The 17,859-nt window shown below is 69.9% G+C and carries 15 protein-coding genes; 4 read left to right on the top strand and 11 right to left on the bottom strand.

The genetic code is table 11. The features are described 5' to 3' along the window. Positions 1-26: 26 nt before the first annotated feature. From ilvA to E3N94_RS11845, 6 genes are all read right to left on the bottom strand, one after another. The gene (gene ilvA / locus E3N94_RS11870) at positions 27-1,262 is read right to left on the bottom strand and encodes a threonine ammonia-lyase (protein ID WP_104100848.1); all 1,236 of its coding nucleotides are present in this window, start codon (positions 1,260-1,262) and stop codon (positions 27-29) included. Beyond that, entirely contained in the window at positions 1,255-2,523 is a 1,269-nt protein-coding gene (locus E3N94_RS11865; protein WP_104100847.1) for an AI-2E family transporter, read from the bottom strand. The genes ilvA and E3N94_RS11865 overlap by 8 nt, the downstream gene beginning before the upstream one ends. Positions 2,524-2,605: 82 nt before the next feature. After that, entirely contained in the window at positions 2,606-3,706 is a 1,101-nt protein-coding gene (locus E3N94_RS11860) for an ABC transporter ATP-binding protein (protein WP_104100846.1), read from the bottom strand. Further along, positions 3,703-4,530, bottom strand: a complete 828-nt coding sequence (locus tag E3N94_RS11855) for an ABC transporter permease subunit (protein WP_104100891.1) — start codon at positions 4,528-4,530, stop codon at positions 3,703-3,705. Before E3N94_RS11855 ends, E3N94_RS11860 begins: the two co-directional genes overlap by 4 nt. Further along, positions 4,527-5,387 carry an ABC transporter permease subunit gene (locus E3N94_RS11850; protein ID WP_174720222.1) on the bottom strand — a complete coding sequence of 287 codons (861 nt, stop codon included), beginning with the start codon at positions 5,385-5,387 and terminating at the stop codon, positions 4,527-4,529. The genes E3N94_RS11855 and E3N94_RS11850 overlap by 4 nt, the downstream gene beginning before the upstream one ends. Continuing rightward, the gene (locus E3N94_RS11845; protein WP_233191387.1) at positions 5,377-6,510 is read right to left on the bottom strand and encodes an ABC transporter substrate-binding protein; all 1,134 of its coding nucleotides are present in this window, start codon (positions 6,508-6,510) and stop codon (positions 5,377-5,379) included. The genes E3N94_RS11850 and E3N94_RS11845 overlap by 11 nt, the downstream gene beginning before the upstream one ends. A 160-nt stretch (positions 6,511-6,670) precedes the next feature. Here E3N94_RS11845 and E3N94_RS11840 point away from each other — a divergent pair, with 160 nt between their 5' ends. Then, the gene (locus E3N94_RS11840; RefSeq protein ID WP_134415456.1) at positions 6,671-7,870 is read left to right on the top strand and encodes a crosslink repair DNA glycosylase YcaQ family protein; all 1,200 of its coding nucleotides are present in this window, start codon (positions 6,671-6,673) and stop codon (positions 7,868-7,870) included. 16 nt (positions 7,871-7,886) lie between these two features. Here E3N94_RS11840 and E3N94_RS11835 read toward each other — a convergent pair whose 3' ends face one another. From E3N94_RS11835 to E3N94_RS11815, 5 genes are all read right to left on the bottom strand, one after another. Further along, positions 7,887-8,774, bottom strand: coding sequence for a M48 family metallopeptidase (locus E3N94_RS11835; RefSeq protein ID WP_104100843.1), 888 nt, complete (start codon positions 8,772-8,774; stop codon positions 7,887-7,889). Between the two features lie 12 nt (positions 8,775-8,786). Then, positions 8,787-9,353, bottom strand: a complete 567-nt coding sequence (locus E3N94_RS11830; RefSeq protein WP_104100842.1) for a LemA family protein — start codon at positions 9,351-9,353, stop codon at positions 8,787-8,789. A 153-nt stretch (positions 9,354-9,506) separates the two neighbouring features. After that, entirely contained in the window at positions 9,507-10,964 is a 1,458-nt protein-coding gene (locus E3N94_RS11825) for a family 1 glycosylhydrolase (protein ID WP_134570295.1), read from the bottom strand. Beyond that, the gene (locus E3N94_RS11820; protein ID WP_104100840.1) at positions 10,961-12,274 is read right to left on the bottom strand and encodes a D-arabinono-1,4-lactone oxidase; all 1,314 of its coding nucleotides are present in this window, start codon (positions 12,272-12,274) and stop codon (positions 10,961-10,963) included. The genes E3N94_RS11825 and E3N94_RS11820 overlap by 4 nt, the downstream gene beginning before the upstream one ends. After that, positions 12,271-13,302 (bottom strand): alanine racemase, encoded by a 1,032-nt coding sequence (locus E3N94_RS11815; protein WP_241976893.1) that lies wholly within the window; start codon positions 13,300-13,302, stop codon positions 12,271-12,273. Before E3N94_RS11815 ends, E3N94_RS11820 begins: the two co-directional genes overlap by 4 nt. A gap of 425 nt (positions 13,303-13,727) precedes the next feature. Between E3N94_RS11815 and E3N94_RS11810 the strand changes: the two genes are divergently transcribed. The 3 genes from E3N94_RS11810 to E3N94_RS11800 all read left to right on the top strand — a co-directional run bounded on the left by E3N94_RS11810 (position 13,728) and on the right by E3N94_RS11800 (position 17,416). Further along, complete coding sequence (locus E3N94_RS11810) at positions 13,728-15,896, top strand: hypothetical protein (protein WP_134570294.1); 2,169 nt, start codon at positions 13,728-13,730, stop codon at positions 15,894-15,896. A gap of 244 nt (positions 15,897-16,140) precedes the next feature. Further along, positions 16,141-16,455 (top strand): hypothetical protein, encoded by a 315-nt coding sequence (locus E3N94_RS17610; protein WP_134570293.1) that lies wholly within the window; start codon positions 16,141-16,143, stop codon positions 16,453-16,455. A gap of 34 nt (positions 16,456-16,489) precedes the next feature. Then, positions 16,490-17,416: a Ppx/GppA phosphatase family protein gene (locus tag E3N94_RS11800; protein WP_104100837.1), complete on the top strand. Its 927-nt coding sequence runs from the start codon at positions 16,490-16,492 to the stop codon at positions 17,414-17,416. The last annotated feature ends 443 nt before the right edge of the window (positions 17,417-17,859 follow it).

Raw genomic sequence — 17,859 nt, 5'->3', positions numbered from 1 at the left:
ACGCACGATTCGTCGAAGCTCCCCCGCTAGTCGATCTGCGGGTCGTATCCGGCCGCACGCAACACATCCACGACGAGCTGGCGGTGGTCGGGCCCGCGAGTCTCGACGCTGACGTTGAGTTCGACCTCGCTGATCTGAAGCCCCACACCGTGCCGCGTGTGGAGAACCTCGATCACGTTGGCGTGCGCCTCGGCGAGCAGCTCCGAGATGCGGGCCAGCTGCCCGGGACGGTCGGGCAGCATGATGCGCAACGTGAGATAGCGGCCGGATGCCGAGAGACCATGGCTGATCACGCGCTGCATCAGCAGCGGGTCGATGTTTCCCCCGCTGAGGATCGCGACCGTCGGGCCGGTCGCGGTGACCTTGCCTGCGAGGATCGCCGCCACGGCGACCGCGCCGGCCGGCTCGACCACGAGCTTGGCGCGCTCGAGCAGCACCAGGAGGGCACGAGCCGTGTCATCCTCGGTGACGGTGACGACCTCATCGACGGCATCACGCACGATCTCAAAATTGAGCAGGCCCGGTTTGGCCACCGCGATGCCGTCGGCGATGGTCGGCATGATCTGGATCTCCAGCACCCGGCCGGCCTCGAGGGACGGAGGGTAAGCGGCCGCGTTGGCGGCCTGCACCCCGATCACCCGGATCTGGCGGCCGTCCCGGCGCGCGCGCTGCTTGAGCACGCTGGCGACACCGGAGATGAGGCCGCCGCCGCCGATCGGAACGATCACGGTGGCGAGGTCGGGAACCTGGTCGAGGATCTCCAGACCCACGGTGCCCTGGCCGGTGACGACATCCGCGTGGTCGAACGGCGGGATCAGGATGGCGCCGGTCTCGGCGGCCCACTCCGCGGCCGCGAGCAGCGGCTCGGCCACCGTATTGCCGCGCAGGATGACGTGCGCGCCGTAGTCGCGGGTTGCCTGCAGCTTGGGCAGGGCGACGCCCACGGGCATGAAGATCGTGGCCTGGATGCCGAGCTCCCGCGCCGCGAAGGCGACGCCCTGGGCGTGGTTGCCGGCCGAGGCGGCCACGACGCCGCGGGTCTTCTCTTCGTCGGTGAGCTTGGACATCCGGTTGTACGCGCCGCGGATCTTGTAGGACCCGGTGCGCTGCAGGTTCTCGCACTTGAGGAGGACCGGCGCGCCGAGGAGCTCCGAGAGGTAGCGGGACGTTTCCATCGGGGTGACGGCGGCGACCCGACCGACGATGTCCCGGGCGGACTCGAAATCGGCCAGGGTCGGTCCGACGAGCGAGACATTAGTCATGGGAGGCACTTTTCTCGAGGCGGTATGCCGGTCGGCGGAAACCGGGGCGTTGCGGGACGGTCTGCCACAACGAGGAGGCGAAGACGGGTGCCGAGGCGGTCTGCTCGGATCGCCACGCCCCGCTGTTGATGTAGCTGATCATGACGTTGAGTACGGCAGCGATCGGCACGGCGAAGAGGGCGCCGGCGATGCCCGCGAGCAGGGCGCCGGCCGCCACCACGAGAACGACACCCAGTGGATGCACCTTGACCGCCGTACCCATAATCAGGGGCTGTAGCACGTGACCCTCGATCTGCTGCACCAGCAGCACAACGCCGAGCATCAGCAAAGCCACCACCCAGTCGTTGAAGATCAGGGCGATCACGACCGCCACCGCGCCCGTGGCCACGGCGCCGACGATGGGGATGAACGAGCCGAGGAAAACGAGCACGCCGATCGGGATGGCGAGCGGAACCCCCAGCAGTGCGGCCCCGACCCCGATGCCGATCGCGTCGATGGACGCCACCAGGATCTGCACCCTGGCGAAGTTCCCCAGCGTGGTCCAGCCGGCCACCCCCGCGCCATCGATGGCCGCGCGCGCGCCATGGGGGAACAGGCGCACGATCCAGGACCAGATGCCCTTGCCATCGATCAGGATGAACAGCAGGCTGAACAGCGCCAGAAGGAAACCTGTCACCAGGTGGCCGAGCGAGGACCCCACGGAGAGCGCCCCAGAGACGAAAACCTGGCTGTCCGCCTGAATGGCGTCCCAGGCCTGGCCGAGGAACGCGTTGAGCTCCGGTTCGGTCAGCTGCAGCGGCGACGCCAGGAGAACGGCCTTGAGGCTCTCGTAGGAGGCGGCGAGCCTCTCGTTCAGGCCGACCGTGCCGATGGCGATCTGCTTCACGGCCAGCGTGATCAGTCCGCCGAGGATCGCGAAGGTATTGATCAGAGCGACCACGACCGCGAGAGCCTTGGGAAATCGGTGTCGCACCAGGAATCCGACGAAGGGCACGAGCAGTGCCGACACCAGCACGGCCACGAGCAGCGGGATGACGATCAACCGGAGCTGGATGACGATGAAGATGAAAACAGCAAGTGCGCCGGCGAGCGCGAGCAGGCGCCAGGACCAGGCGGCGGCGAGTCGGATGCCGGCCGGCAGGTTCTCGTCGACTCCGTAGCCGTGCGAGGGCGGGAGCTCGACCAGGATCGGGGGTACGGTGCGGCGGCGTCCGAACACGCCGAAGAAGCCGCTGCGGGCGGGTTTTCCGTCGGTTTCCATCACGGCATCAGTCTAGGCAATCACACGTGCCGTCTCCGGTATGGGCCAAAGGTGCTCGCTGCCTCAGGCCCCGGACCGGTCACTACGCCGGAGAGGGGAGCGGGTCGACCGAGACGGGCGCGCCCGTGAACCGCACCAGGACCCGGTCCCCGGCCGACGGATGCAGCCGCGCGCCGTGCTGCACGACGAGCGACGCGCCGTCGTCCAGGCGCACCCTCGTGCGCCGGAGCGAGCCGTGGAAACTCGACGAGAGCACGACCCCTGGTGCCCCCGCAGCGCCGAATTCGAGGTCTTCCGGCCGCACGGAGACGGACACAGCGCCATCCGCCTGCGAGGGGTCGAGTAGCGGCAGAGAGGCACCGTGAACCCGCGCGAACCCGTGGCGCACCACGCCGACCAGTCGATTGCTGAGCCCCACAAAGTCCGCGATGAACGACGAGGCCGGCCGGGTGTAGAGCTCTTCCGGTGCTCCGACCTGCTCGATGGAACCCGCCCGCATCACGGCGACGCGGTCGGCCACGGCGAGCGCCTCGTCCTGGTCGTGCGTGACAAACAGGGTCGTGATGCCCAGTTCGGTCTGGATGCGCCGGATCTCCTCGCGCAGCACCACCCGAACCTGGGCGTCAAGGGCCGACAACGGCTCGTCGAGCAGGAGAACCCGGGGCTCGGTGACGAGGGCGCGCGCCAGCGCCACCCGTTGCTGCTGACCGCCGGAGAGCTGGTGCGCGAAGCGGTCGTAGTGGGCGTCGAGCCCGACCAGGGCGAGGGCCGCGGCCGCTCGGGCGCGCCGTTCCTCGCCGCGGACCTTCCGCATGCGCAGGCCGAACTCGACGTTCTCGCCCGCGCTGAGGTGCGGGAACAGCGAGTAGGACTGGAACACCATGCCCAGGTCGCGCCGGCTCGTCGGCAGTGTCGACACGTCGGCTCCGTCGATCAGGATGCTTCCGGCATCCGTGGATTCGAGCCCGGCCAATACCCGCAGCGCGGTGGTCTTGCCACTACCGCTCGGGCCGAGCAGGGCGACGAACTCGCCCGCGTGCAGGGTGAGATCGAAGCCGGCCAGGGCACGGTGGCCGGTGAAGTCCTTCACCACGCCCGCGAAGCGCACCGAGGCTCCCGCCGGAGCGGTCGCCACCGAACGGTCCCGGTTCTGATTCTGGGTCCGAAGCTGGTTCTGGTTCATAGCTGACCTCCGGTGGTGGGCCGTCGCCGGCTGCCGGCGCGAACCGTGCCGAGACGCCCGATGACGAGCAAGAGCAGAAATGCGAAGGTGAGTGCGAGCAGAGACAGGATGACGGCCGTGTAGGGGTCGGCCTTGCTCACGACAACGAGCGCGGTCTGCAGGGTGATGCGGTTGAGCAGGGAGGCGATCGTGAATTCGCCGAGCACGACTGCGACCGAGATGAACGCGCCGGCGAGGATGCCGCGGCGCAGGTTCGGGATCAGTACCCGCACGAGCACGCTCACCCAGCCCGCGCCGAGCGTGCGGGCCGCCTCACTGAGCGTGCACACGTCGACGCCGTCGAGGTTCGTCTGGATGGCCCGGTAGGCGAACGGGAGCACCGTGATGCCGTAGGCGAACGCGAGGGTCCACACGCCGCTGCCAAGCAGGCGGGCGAGCACCGAGTACACCGGGGCCAGGCCGACCACGAGGACGATGGCCGGGATGCTGATGGGCAGGATGCAGACGAACTCCATCACGCGGCGCAGGCGGGGAAACCGCAGGTGCACCAGCAGCAAGGTCGGCACCAGCAGCAGGAGAACGATCGAGACGGTGCCCACGGCCAGCCCGACCGAGTTCCCGAGCGCGACGAGAACCGAACGGTACGGGCCGGCGAAGCCACCCTGGAACAGGGCCGTCCAGCGGGAGAGGTCGTGGCCGCCGGCGAGGCCGCGGCGCAAGGTGAACTCCACCATGGCGACGATGGGGATGGCGAAGAGGAGGCCGATGCTGCCGAGGATGAGGCCGCGCGCCAGCCGGGTGGGGGTGTGCGCCACCGCCTTCATCGCTGCCACCGGGCCGCCCGTGCCTGCAACGCCGAGTAGCCGGACATGACGACGAACATCACCAGGATCATGCCGAGCGCCAACGCCCCGGCGAGATTCTCCCGGCCGAGCAGGGTTTCACTGGTCAGGGCCGAGCGGATCTGCAGCGGAACGATCTGCGATCCCTGGCTGGTGAGCGCGGCGGCGGTCGCATAGGAGGAGAACGCGTTGGCGAAGAGCAGCAGCAGGCTGCCGAGAAACGAGGGCGCCAGCACCGGGAACGCGATCCGGAACCAGTAGGTGGCCCGGTTGCCGCCGAGGGTTGCGTTGGCCTCGGCCCAGTGCGGGTTGAGTGCCTGCAGCGCGGGCAGGAAGGTGATGATCATCAGGGGAACTTGAAAGTAGATGTAGGGCAGCACGAGGCCGGGGAGTTCGTAGAGCCATACCCCGTCGGCGAAGATGTCGACGCCGAAGGTGTCGCGCAGGATCACGGTGACCAGACCCTGGATGCCGATAGTCGCCACGAACGCGAAGGCCAGCATGACGCCGCCGAACTGGGCGAGCACGCCGCTGAGGGAGTCCACGACGGCGCGGAGGGGGCCGTTCTCGCGCGCGCCGAGCAAGCCGTAGCAGGCAAGGGCACCGACGATCGCACCCACAACGGCGGTGAGTGCCGACAGTCCGAATGACGCGGCGAAGGCGTCTCTCACGACCGGGTTGCCCAGCGCGGCCACAGTGTCGAGCGTGAACACCCCGGACTCGTCGACGAAGCCGCTTCCGACTGCGATCAGGGTAGGCACGAGCAGGAAGAGCACCACATATGCCGCGAACGGCAACAGCCCGAAGGCTGCCGCCGTGCCGCGCCGGCTACCGGACAGCTGCGGCCCACTTCGCGCCGAGGAGCGCGGCCCCCGCGGCGCTCTCCGCCTCGGAGGGGACGACCGTCTCGGCCGGGGCCGCAGGGAGTGCGGCGAAGAGCGCGGCGTCGATGGTGCCGGCCGCCGCCATCGCCTCGGCGCGCACGGGGCGGGCGCCACCGGAGAGCCAGAGGTTCTGGCCCTCGTCGCTGTAGAGGAATTCCTGCCAGAGCCTGGCTGCGGCCGGGTTCGGGGCATCCTTGTTCACGGCCTGGTTGTAGTAGCCGGCGTACCCGGTTCCCGGAAAGACGACGACCTCCCAGTTGCGCTCGCCCGCCAGACTCGTGCCGTAGCCCACGTTGAGGTAGTCCCAGTCGAAGACCACCGGGGTCTCACCCGACGCGATGGTCGCCGAAGTCGGGTCGATCTTGACGAAGTTGCCGGCCTGGTTGAGCTCGTCGAAGAAGTCGATGCCGGCCTGGAAGTCACTCACATCGCTCCCGCTCTGCACGGTGGCCAGCCCGACAGCGGCGAACGCAGCCCCGGCCTGTGTCGGGTCGCCGTTGATCGCGACCTTGCCCGTGTACTCGGCGCCGAGCAGGTCACGCAGCTCGGTCGGCGCGGGAACGGCGTCGGGGTCGTAGCCGACCGCCAGGTAGCCGCCGTAGTCGCCCGTGTACAGCCCGGAGGCCTCCTTGAGCGCATCCGGGATTTCGGCCCATGCCGCCACCTGATAGGGCGCGAAGCGATCGGTGCTGGACAGCGCCACCGCGAGGCCCAGGTCGAATACGTCGGGGGCAGTGTCCTGCCCGGCGAGGTTGTCCGCGGCCAGGATCTCCTCGGCGCTGGACGCGTCCGGCGAGGCCTCGGTGATGGTGATCTCCGGGTACTTCTCGGAAAATGCGTCGAGCACGGCGCCGTAGTTGGCCCAGTCCCGCGGCAGGGCGATCACGTTCAGGGCGCCTTCGGCCCGGGCCGCGTCCTCGAGGGCGGCCAGGTCGCCGAAGGCGGAGAGGCTGGTCGCGGAGGCGGCATCGACCCCCGTGGTGCCGGGACCGGCATCCGCGGCACCGGAGCAGGCGGACAGGCTCAGGGCGAGGGCGGTGGCCGTGGCCAGGGCGGCCAGGATGCGGGTGGTGAACAAGTTTCCTCCGTCGGACCGGTGTCGGCCGCCGCGCGAGAACGCGGACGTGTGGAGCCGGGTAGCCGGTAAAAGCGAGGCTAGGAGCAGCCGTCGACCGTGAGGGGGTGCGCCGCTGAACATCGGGTGAATGCCGTCTGAAGCGTGCCACTAGGGTCGGAGAGTGGTGCAGACGATCTCCCCAGCCCTTGCCCGCCGGATCGCGCTCGGCGCGCAGGGCTTCGGCCGCCCGCCGTCAGTGACGCCGGGCATCCGTCAACTGGATGCCCTGGTGAACCGGCTCGGGCTGCTGCAGATCGACTCCGTGAACGTGTTCGAGCGCAGCCACTATATGCCGGCGTTCAGCCGACTCGGCGCCTACGACAAGGCGCAGCTGGACCGGCTGACCTCGGGCCGCGAATCCCGGTTCACCGAGTACTGGGCGCACGAGGCATCGTTCCTGCCGCGCGACGCCTGGCCGCTCTTCGGCTGGCGGATGCGCGAATTCCGGACCCGGTCGGCAACCGAGGCGTGGGCTCAGGGCAACCGGCCGATGCTCGACTGGCTGCTCGCCGAGCTTGCCGCCAACGGTCCCCTGCGCGCGAGCGCCATCGAGCACGACGCGAACCGCCGCCGCGGCCCGTGGTGGGGCTGGTCGGACGTGAAGACCGGGTTGGAGACCCTGTTCCGCTGGGGCGACGTGGCGATCTCGGGCCGGGAACGGTTCGAGCGGGTCTACGGGCTGCCGGAGCAGGTGTTCCCGCGGGAGTTGCGGGAGCGCACGATCGGCCGGGACGACGCGCACCGCGAGCTGGTGAGTCGCTCGGCGCGAGCGCACGGAATCGGCACGGGGAAGGACTTCGCCGACTACTTCCGGTTGCGCGGCCCGGCGACCCTGGCGGCCATCCACGACCTCGAGGATGCCGGCGAGCTCATCCCGGTCGAGGTGCCGGGCTGGGGTGCGGGCGGCGCATCGGGGGGCGCCTGGTTGCACCGCGACGCGCGGCTCCCGCGCCGGGTGGATGCCGCGACCCTGCTGTCGCCGTTCGACCCGGTCGTCTGGGAACGGGCGCGCGCGTTGCGCCTGTTCGGGTTCCACTACCGGATCGAGATCTACACGCCCGAACCGAAGCGGGTGTTCGGGTACTACTGCCTGCCCGTGCTGCTCGGAGACACGATCGTGGGCCGGGTCGACTTGAAGAACGACCGGCAGGCGCAGGTGCTGCGGGTGCGCGCGGCCTGGGTGGAGCCGGGCGCGCCGTCGGACACGGCCGGGCGTCTCTCATCTGTTCTCAAGGAGGCCGCCGCCTGGCAGGGCCTGCCACAGATCGAGGTGGAACGGCGCGGCAATCTCGCCGAGGCGTTGGCCGCCGAGCTGCGTTAGCGGCCGTCGAAGCAGGTCAGAACTTGCGGCCCATCGTGTGCAGGCGCTCGACGCGCTCGGCGATCGGCGGGTGCGTGGCGAAGAGCTTGTCCATCACGCCGGGCTTGAGCGGGTCGGCGATCCAGAGGTGGGCCATCGAGGTATTCTGCTTCTTCATCGGGCGCCCGAAGGCCTCGAGCTTGCCGAGTGCGCTGGCCAGGGCGTCCGGATGCCGCGTGGTCAGGGCGGCCGTCGCATCCGCCAGGTATTCGCGCTGCCTCGACACCGCAAGCTGCACGATCGTGGCGATCAGGGGCGCCACGAGCATGGCGACGAGACCGACCACCATGATGACGGGGCTGCCATTGTTTTTGCTGTTCCGGCCGAAGAACGCCATTCGAAGGAAGATGTCCGAGATGAACCCGACGGCGACGACGAGGCCGAACACGACCATCGACAGGCGGATGTCGTAGTTGCGCACGTGGCCGAGCTCGTGCGCCATGACGCCCTCGAGCTCGGAGTCGGTCATGATCTCCAGCAGGCCGGTGGTGGCCGCGACGATCGCGTGTTCCGGGTCGCGCCCGGTGGCGAAGGCGTTCGGCGCCGGGTCGTTGATGACATAGATCGCGGGCATCGGCGTGCCGGTGGTGATCGAGAGGTTCTCGACGATGTTCCAGAGCCTCGGATTCTCCGATTGATTGGTGATGCGGATGCCGCCGCTCATCGCGATCGCCTGGCGACCGGCCACGAAGTACTGCACCACGGCATACCCCGTGGCGAAGACGACCGTGAAGATCAGGATGCTGTAGTCACCGGGCGTGCTATAGACCGCGTTGGCGAGCCAGCCGAGACCCGCGATGATGGCGATGAACAGGATGATGATGAAGACGGTGTTGCGCTTGTTGCGCGCAATTGCGCTGTACATGGAAGCCGTCCGCTAGAACTGAACGCGAGGCGGCTCCGCGATGGCGGCGGAGTCGGACACCTCGAAAAAGTCTCGCTGGGTGAACCCGAGGTTGCGGGCGATGAGGTTGTTGGGGAAGACCTGGATCTTCGTGTTCAGTTCCCGAACGCCGCCGTTATAGAACCGGCGTGAGGCCTGGATTTTGTCCTCCGTGTCGACAAGCTCGCCCTGCAACTGCAGGTAGTTCTGGCTGGCTTGCAGCTGCGGGTACGCCTCCGCTACGGCGAAGATGCTGCGCAGCGCGGTCTGCATGTGGTTCTCGGCGGCGGCGGCCTCGGCCGGACCCTGCGCGTTGAGCGACTCGGCCCGTGCCTTCGTGACGTTCTCGAAAACGGCCCGCTCGTGTGCCGCGTAGCCCTTGACCGTCTCGATCAGGTTCGGGATCAGGTCGGCCCGGCGCTTCAACTGAACGGTGATATCACTCCATGCCTCGTCCACGCGCACTTTGAGGGTGACGAGAGAGTTGTACGTGGCCCAGAGGTAAATCCCAATGATGACGACGAGTGCAACAACGATGAGGACCGGGATGAGCCATTCCATGGCAGCTTCTCCTTGAGGTGAGGCGGGGCGGGCAAGCAGGCCGCGGCGGCGTTTTTTACGACGCACGAATTATCATAACCGCGCGCCCTGAGGCTCACATGCGCTTCCCGACACACTCCAAGTAACGCGGCGACGACCGGCCCCACGCGACCGTCAGCGGGCGGAGAGCACCGTCTGCAGCCAGCGGTAGGAAGACTTGGGGGTGCGGGTGCAGGTGCCGCTCTGGAAGTCGACGTGCACGAGGCCGAACCGTTGGGTGTAGCCGGCCGTCCATTCGAAGCTGTCCAGCAGGGACCAGACCAGGTAGCCCTGCAGGGTGACCCCGTCGGCGATCCCGCCGGGGGCCACCGCGGCGAGCACCGCCGTGATGTGCTCGGCCAGGTAGTCGATCCGCGCCGGATCGTGCACGGCACCCCACGTGTCGGCGACGTCGGGGAAGCTCGCTCCCCCGGCCGTGATGCAGACGGGCGGCAGGTTCTCCGCGTAGCGGTCGCGCAGTTCGCCGAGGGCCACACCGAGGTATTCGGGCGCGATGGCCGTGCCGGCGTTGGTCACCGGGAACTCGCGAAACGGGGTGACGTGGAAGGGAAAGGCCACGACCTTTTCCGGCGGCCCGCTGGGCGGCGGCCCGTTCGGGGTCTTCGGGGCAGCGGCGCCGGCCTTGATCCGGCTCGGCTGGGAGTAGCCCAGCCCGTAGAAGTCGAGCGGCTGGTGGATGGTGCGGAGGTCGTCCGGGTCGGTTTCCAGCAGCATCCGCATCGGCACCTGGTAGGGCTCCGGCGGTTCCGGGTAGCGGCCGAGCAGCACCGCGTCGGCGTAGACGCGATTGTGCAGCACGTCGAAGAGCGCGGCGGCGACCTCGTCGGCTTCGCGGCCGCTGGCGGATTGCACGGGCGAGTGCACGTTGGAAATCCCGATCCGGCCGCGCACATCGGCGGCGCGCAGCCCCTGCACAGCGAGTCCGTGAGCAAGCAGCTGATGGTGCGCCGCCGGCAGGGCACCGAAGAGCCGGGCCTCCCCCGGGGCATCCGTGCCGAGGGCGTAGCCGTTGAGGGTCACCGTCGCGGGGTCGTTCAGGGTCAGCCAGGAGTCGATCCGGTCCCCGAACACCTCGCCGACCTGGTGGGCGTAGTCGCCGAACCGCATCGCGGTGTCTCGGTTCAGCCAGCCGCCGCGCAACCGCAACGGGGTGTCCCAGTGGAACAGGGTCGCCATCGGGCTGATCCCCGCGACCAGGAGCCCGTCGAGCAGCCGGTCGTAGAAGGCCAGGCCGGCCCGGCTGAGCGAGCCGCGGCCATCGGGCTGCAGCCGGGACCAGGCCAGGGAGAACCGATAGACGTCGACGCCCAGTTCGCGGAGCAGCGTGACGTCCTCCTCGAGCCGATTGAAGTGATCGGTCGAAACGGATGCGTTGGAGCCGTCACGGATGCGCCCGGCGGTGGCCGTGAACGTGTCCCAACTCGATTCGCCGCGACCGCCCTGCCTGGCGCCACCCTCGATCTGGAAAGCGGACGTTGCCACGCCCACGGTGAAGCCGTCGGGCAGCCGGTCTCCCAGCTCCCCCGCACGGTGTTCCCAAGCACGGGCGGCGGGGGTGTTGCTGTTGCTCATCGACCCAGGACTCTTTCCAGATAGCTGTTGCTGAAGCGGCGCTCCGGGTCAAGCCTGTCACGCACCGAGAGGAAGTCGTCGAAGTGCGGATAGTCGGTGCGGAGGGACGCCGCATCCCGGTCGTGCGTCTTGCCCCAGTGCGGACGCCCGCCGTGCGCGCGCATAATGGCCTCGACCGCCTGGAAATACGCAGCCGGATCCTCCCGGTAGTAACGGTGCACGGCGATGTAGCCGGTCTCCCGGCCCGCTGCGGTGGACAGCCAGACGTCGTCGGCGGCGGCCGAGCGCACCTCGATCGGGAACGAGATGCGCCAACCCCGCGCCTCGATCAGCGCCCGCACTTCCCGCAGCGCGGCCGGTACCAGGGCGCGCGGCAGGGCATATTCCATTTCTTGAAAACGCACCGTGCGGTTCGTCAGGAACACGCGGTGGGAGACATCCGTGAATTCGCGTCTGCCGGTCAGGCGGGCGGCGAGTCGGTTGAATCCGGGGACTGTCGCCGGCGCCACGGCGCCCAGGGCGCAAATGCCGCGGTAGACCCCGTTCGCGAGCAATTCGTCGTCGACGAAGCGGGCGACCTTGCCGAGCGGCGACCGGCCGGACTCCAGGGGCAGCCGGGTGTTGGTCTTGGTCAGGGCGGTCTCGGTGTGCGGGAACCAGAAGAACTCGTAGTGATCGCTGTGGTCGGACCGGTCGAGGTAGTGCTCCAGGACCTCCTCGAGCGGCTCGGCCGCCTCCACCGCGTGCAGCAGGAACGCGGGCACGCACTGCAGGGTCACGTCCACCACGATTCCGAGCGCACCGAGACCGAGCCGGGTCGCGGGCAGCAGCTCCGGGTTCTCCGTGGCGCTCACGCGCAGCAGGGTGCCGTCACCGACCACCAGGGTCAGCGCCACGATCTGGGTGGCCAGGCCGCCGTACCGGCCGCCCGTGCCGTGGGTCCCGGTGGACGTGGCGCCGGAGATCGTCTGCCGGTCCACGTCGCCCAGGTTCGGCAGGGCCAGACCGTAGGGCCGCAGCAGCCGGGGCAGTTCGAACAGTCGGGTGCCCGCGGCCAGAGTGACCTGCCCGGCCACGGTGTCCACACCGATCAGCCCGGCGAGGTCAAACAGGTCAAGCTGGACCCCGGGCGCGAGCGCGATGCCCGAGAAGCTGTGCCCGGAGCCCACGGCCTTGACCCGAAGGCCCACCGCCCCGGCCGCCACCACGGCGCGCTGCACGGCGGCGACGCTCGACGGCCGCTCCACGCGCACCGGGGTCACCGCCTGGTTCCGGGCCCAGTTGCGCCACACCGCTCCGCTCGCACTCACAGAAAGGCCTTCCCCTCACCCCGGTAGGTCGGCAGGATATCGACCACCTTTCCATTCTCGACCAGCGCGAACTCGTTCACGTGCTCGCTCAGCTCCCCCGACTTGGTGTGCCGCGCCCAGACGCGGTCACCGACGCGGAGCCGGGCCGCACCGACACCGGTGAGCGGCGCCTGCACCTCACCGGCCATCTCCCGCGGCGCCAGGCTGAGGCCCTCCGGCCAGACCACGCGGGGCAGCCGGTCGGCCCCGGGCACGCCGGACGCGATCCAGCCGCCGCCGAGCAGTACGGCCGTGTCGGGGCTGGGCTTCCGCACCACCGTGAGGGCGACCGCGACCGCGGCCGCAGGCGCGGGCCGAAAGCTCGCGAAATTGTCGAAGAGGTGGCCGCCGAAGAAGCCGCTGCCGACGGCAATGTCGGTGACGGATGCGTCGGCGCGCGTGCTCTCGACCGAGCCGGTTCCGCCCCCGTTCACGAACTCGAGGGGCGCGACCTCGCGCACCGCGGCGACGGCCGCGCTGCGCCGCTCCCTGAGCTCGCCAACGGACCGGCGCCGCACCCAGCGGGTGACCAGGCCCCGGAGCGGTTTCCCGGCCGGCCTGTCGCCGATCTCAGCCACCTGCGCCTCATAGGACATCACGCCGACGAGGACGAAGCCGGGGTGGGCGACGATGTCCGCGGCGACCCGGCGGGCCTCGCCGGGTGTGTGCACGGGTGAACGCCAGACGCCCAGATGGCCGAGCACGGGGGCGTCCCAGGCCGCGTCGAGTTCGAGGCAGACCCGGATCGGGGTCCGGCTGCCGGGCGGAAGCACGGCGTCGATGACGTCGAGGTGCGCGATCGAGTCGACCATCAGGGTGACCGCCCTGGCCAGCTCGGGCGAGCGGCCCGACTTCCGGATCGCGGACCGGTCGGCCGTGGGGTAGCCGACGACGACATCCGTCACCGTCTCAGCCAGCCAGAGCGCCTCCGCCAGGGTGTAGGCCAGCACACCCCGATAGCCGGGCACGGCCAGGATGGCCTCAAGCACGCCGCGCACCGAATCGACTTCGAAGCGACCCGGAGGGAGGTGCCGGCCGCGCGGTCCAGCAGGTCGTGCGCGTTGTGGCGCAGGGCACCCAGGTGGAGGGCGGCGACGGGGGCGTCCAGGTGCGCCGTCGCGGCCGTGAGCTCGGGCCAGAACAGCCCCGGGGTCTGCCACGGCCGGCCCGTAAGGCGGTGGGAGAGGTCGAGCATCGGCGCACCGCTTTCAGTAGCCGGGATTGAGGATACCCGGCGCGGTGACCCAGCCACAGCCGCCCCGTGCTCTTGCGCGGGGAAGCAGTAGCGTGGATGTTCCGACGCCAGTATGCCCTATGGCCCCCGCCGATCACGAATGGGTGCCGTCGCCGTCAAATTGCGTGTCGCACGTTGACTTTCCCGGCGCTGGCCCGTGAAATGGTCACAGGGGGAATAATGTACGGGACACGTATGGCCGGTTCGGGCGGAACGCCCGGGCGCCGTCGTCGACGGTGGACGCCCGGCACCCTGCCTCTGTTCGTCGCCCTGGTCGGCTTGTCTCTCCTCGGCGTGCCGGGCGCGGCGTTCGCCGAACCGACTGCCGCAGCCACGCCGGCTCCCACACCGGCTCCCACAAGCGAGCGGGACGCCAAGGCGGCGCCGACGAACGCGCCGGCCATCGTCAGCCCACCGCCGGGCAGTTTCGTGGGTAGCGGAACCACCACCGTCTCCGGCACGGGCGAAGCCGGCCGGGAGATCTGGTTGCTCTCCCCCGTCGACGGTCAGGACCCCTGCTTCGCCGTGGTCGACGGCGCCGGCCAGTGGAGTTGCGCCGCGTTTTCCCTGCCGAGCGGGCCATCCGTGCCGCTTCGCGTCGTCGTCAACGGAGCCGCCGACCTGACCGACGAGCACACGATCGCCGTGTTGTCCGCCCCCCGGGTGACGGGCGGTCCCACCGGTGGGAGCCTGACCAACGGCACGGTGCGCGGCACCGGCTATCCGGGGGCCTCCGTCGTCATCACGGTGAGCGGCGGCCCGCGCTGCACGGCCACCGCCGACTCCTCCGGCAACTGGTCGTGCACGTTCGCCGACGGCCTCGCCGGCGGGCAGGCCGAGGTCTCGGCCAGCCAGCAGACGAGCTACAGCAATCCCTCATGGTCCAATTCGAGCGCACCGGTCGACCTCGTCTTCGACCTCGACCGTCCGGCGCCGCCCACGCTGACCACGCCGGCGAGCGGCGCCCAGCTGCCGCTCACCGACGCCGGGTACACGGGCACCGGAGAAGAGGGTGCGACCGTGACCGTCTTCGCCGGGTCATATTCGGTCTGCAGCGCCGTCGTCGCATCCGGGTCGTGGAGTTGCTCGGCGGGCGGAGTCGCTGCCGGTACCTTCCGGGTGATCGCGGTGCAACTCGACCTGGCCGGCAACCTCGGCCCGGGCAGCCCCGGGGTGGACGTGCTCTACGGCGTCCCCACCCCTTCCCCTTCCGGCTCGACCGGCCCCGAGGCGACCGACCCGTCCGCCGACGCCCCCGCCGCCCCGCCGCCGGCCGAGGAGACGGCACCGGCGGAAGCCCCGCCCGGTTCTGCAGCCCCGGCCTCGCCGGCACCGCAGGCAGACCGTCCGGCCGTGGCCCTGGCCACACCGCTGCCGGGCGGCTGGAACGACCCCACCCGGTTCGCCACGGCAGTGCTGCCGCCGTGGTCGACCCCCGACCTCTCCTGGTTCCAGGCGGCGTTGCTGGCGCTCGGTGCCCTCCTGCTGCTCTGCATCCCCGCGCGCCTCCTCGCCGGGACCGTGTTCCGGGCCACGGACGGCCACCCGCTCTGGCAGAGCATGCCGATCGCGGGCCGCAACCGGTCCCGCGAGGAATTCGAGACCGTTCCCGAACTACCTCTGAACCGGTGGCTGGTGGCCGGCGCCGCCGTGCTGGCCGCGGCCACCCTCGTCATGCTGTCCGGGCCGGTCACCAGCCAGCCTGCCTACCTGCGGCTGCTCCTCGCCGTGGCGCTGGCCCTCCTCATCGTCAACGCGGTCGGAGCGCTCGTTCCGCTCTGGTGGAGCTCCCGCATGCGGCGGACGAAAGCATCCGTGACTTTCCTGCCCCGCTACCTGCTGCTGGTCGCCCTGACCGCGTTGGCCTCCCGGGCTTTCGACGTTCACCCGGCGCTGGTCTTCGGGCTGCTCGGCAGCGTCACCGTGGCCCCCGAGGTACTGACGCCGAGGCGCGGCCCACTCGCCGCCGTTCGGGCCGGCAGCCTGATCGGGCTGGCCGTGGTCGGCTGGCTGACGCTGGGCCTGCTGCCGGCCGCGGACGGCTTCCTCAGCGCGCTGGCGGCCGAGATCATCAACAGTGTGGTACTGGCCGCGATCGGTTCGGCAGCGCTGGTGCTGATCCCGATCGGACGCACCAGCGGACGGAGCATCCTCGCCTGGTCACCGCCGATCTGGGCGTGCCTGACCGTGCTCGCCTTCACGATCATGTTCGGAGTGCTGTCCCCGGCGGTGGAACTCTGGCACGAAGGTGGCAGCCTCAGCCTGTGGTGGGTGGCAGGCACCCTGTTCGCCGCCCTCAGCATCGGGGCCTGGGCCTGGCAGCGGTTCGTCACGCCCGCCCGAGTCTGAGCCTCGCCCCCCCCCCCCGATGATTCCGCCGAGAGGGCGCGGGGTCAGGCCCGCCGAGAGGTCACACGGCCGGTCAGGCCCGACGGATCTGGCCGGCCTGCCGGGCGTGAGGACACCCCGAGCTTCGGGTAGATGTGTGGCGGCCTGCTGCTCGTGGTGGTGATGCTGTTCGGCATCTCGGCGCTGGTCTTCGGCGCATTCTTCACGGTCTGGAGCATCCAGCGGCACGTCCAGCCTGCTCGCCGTGGCGTCCACCCTGATCACGCCCGACAGCGGGTCCGTGCACATGGGCGAAATCGATGCGACCCTGCTGTCCCTGGCCGAAAAGGCGCAGCTGCGCTGGGACCGGCTCGGCATCGTCTTCCAGCAGTCGAACCTGCTGCCGGATGCCGTGGGTCTCCTGGGCCAGGCCGGCAAACGGCCCGCGCGGCTCACCATCGAGCACGACATCGCCACGGTGCTGGTCACCCAAGACCAGCGGCTGCTGCCGCTGATGGACTCCCTGCACACCATGGTCGACGGCACCCGAACGACGAGCCGCCACAGCATCAGCGCGTAACGGCGCGTCCGCGGCGCACGCTATCGTCGAGAGCGTGCGCCTCGGAGTCCTTGATGTCGGTTCGAACACCGTCCACCTGCTGGTCGTCGACGCGCACGCAGGCGCCCAGCCGGTGCCGATGGCCTCCGACAAGGCCGTGCTGCGCCTGATGCGCTACCTCACCCCTGAGGGCGCCATCACCGAGGAGGGGTGCACCGCCGTGCTCGAGTCGGTGCGGAACGCGGCCGAGGTGGCCCGCCGCCACCACGTCGACGACCTCCTGCCGTTCGCTACCTCCGCACTCCGTGAGGCCGTGAACGGGCCCGAACTGCTCGCCCGGGTCGAACGGGAAACCGGGGTCGCCCTGCAGGTCCTGTCCGGCGAGGACGAGGCCCGACTGACGTTCCTGGCCGTGCGGCGCTGGTACGGCTGGTCCGCCAGGGACATCCTGCTCTTCGACATCGGGGGCGGCTCCCTGGAGATCGCCGCCGGCGCGAACGAGGTGCCTGCGGTCGCGCTGTCGCTGCCGCTGGGCGCCGGCCGTTCCACCATCGGCTTCCTGCACGACGACCCGCCGCTGCCCGCGCAGGTCTCCGCCCTCCGCGAGCACGCCGCCGCCGTGCTCGCGGAAGCCCTGGTGGCGTTCGAGGGGCTCCCGGCGCCGCACCACGTCGTCGGTTCGTCCAAGACCATCCGCTCCCTGGCCAAACTGGCCGGCTCCACCGCGGAGGGTTTCGGTTCAGGCGAGCGGATGCAGCTGAGCCGCTCGCAGCTGAGCGACTGGGTCCCCCGGCTGGCCCGGATCCCGGCTGAGGCGCGCCCGGCGCTGCCCGGCATCACCGCCGACCGCACCTTCCAGATCGTGGCCGGCGGCATCGTGCTCCACGCGGCGATGGCCGCGTTCGGGGTGACCGAGCTGGAAGTGTCGCCGTGGGCGCTCCGCGAGGGCATCATCCTGAGGTATCTGGACCACCTGGAGTAGCTGCCCCTAACCAATTCGACGGAGATTCTGCCGAGAATGGCGCCAAACAGACGGGAACCGGGCTCTGAGGCCAAAATCTCCGTCGAATTGGTTCCGCCCTCGGCCGTCTGGACTCCAACAGAGTGACGCCGTGAGCGGAAAGCGCGCGGGGCGTCGGTGGTGCAAAGCGCCGGTGACGCCGAGGGAGCGGCCGGGTCGGCGCAGCACCTTGGCCGTGAGCGGCGCCCTCGCCGGTCGTGATGGTTCCGCGCCCGGGCAGCACCTTCGACGTGGTGATCACTTCCAGAAGAAGAACCGGGTGATGTCCCACGTTGTTTGCAGAAAGCCCCTGACACCGTTCCTACATCGGGGAATGGCACGTGGCAGGAGGCATCGACCGTTTCACTCGCGGATCGTAGCGCGACGAAACCGGGCCGGACAGGCTGCCTCACCCGGCACAGACC

The organism is Cryobacterium sp. Sr3, assembly GCF_004402835.1.
Taxonomy (GTDB): Bacteria; Actinomycetota; Actinomycetes; order Actinomycetales; family Microbacteriaceae; genus Cryobacterium; species Cryobacterium sandaracinum.
This window is presented reverse-complemented; position numbering and strand designations above follow the sequence as displayed.

What these genes read in the sequence shown, in the direction of transcription:
- E3N94_RS11855 (WP_104100891.1), bottom strand. Translation starts at nt 4,530, where the DNA reads ATGAAGGCGGTGGCGCACACCCCCACCCGGCTGGCGCGCGGCCTCATC.
- E3N94_RS11825 (WP_134570295.1), bottom strand. Translation starts at nt 10,964, where the DNA reads ATGAGCAACAGCAACACCCCCGCCGCCCGTGCTTGGGAACACCGTGCG.
- E3N94_RS11860 (WP_104100846.1), bottom strand. Translation starts at nt 3,706, where the DNA reads ATGAACCAGAACCAGCTTCGGACCCAGAATCAGAACCGGGACCGTTCG.
- E3N94_RS11830 (WP_104100842.1), bottom strand. Translation starts at nt 9,353, where the DNA reads ATGGAATGGCTCATCCCGGTCCTCATCGTTGTTGCACTCGTCGTCATC.
- E3N94_RS11835 (WP_104100843.1), bottom strand. Translation starts at nt 8,774, where the DNA reads ATGTACAGCGCAATTGCGCGCAACAAGCGCAACACCGTCTTCATCATC.
- E3N94_RS11865 (WP_104100847.1), bottom strand. Translation starts at nt 2,523, where the DNA reads ATGGAAACCGACGGAAAACCCGCCCGCAGCGGCTTCTTCGGCGTGTTC.
- E3N94_RS11810 (WP_134570294.1), top strand. Translation starts at nt 13,728, where the DNA reads ATGTACGGGACACGTATGGCCGGTTCGGGCGGAACGCCCGGGCGCCGT.
- ilvA (WP_104100848.1), bottom strand. Translation starts at nt 1,262, where the DNA reads ATGACTAATGTCTCGCTCGTCGGACCGACCCTGGCCGATTTCGAGTCC.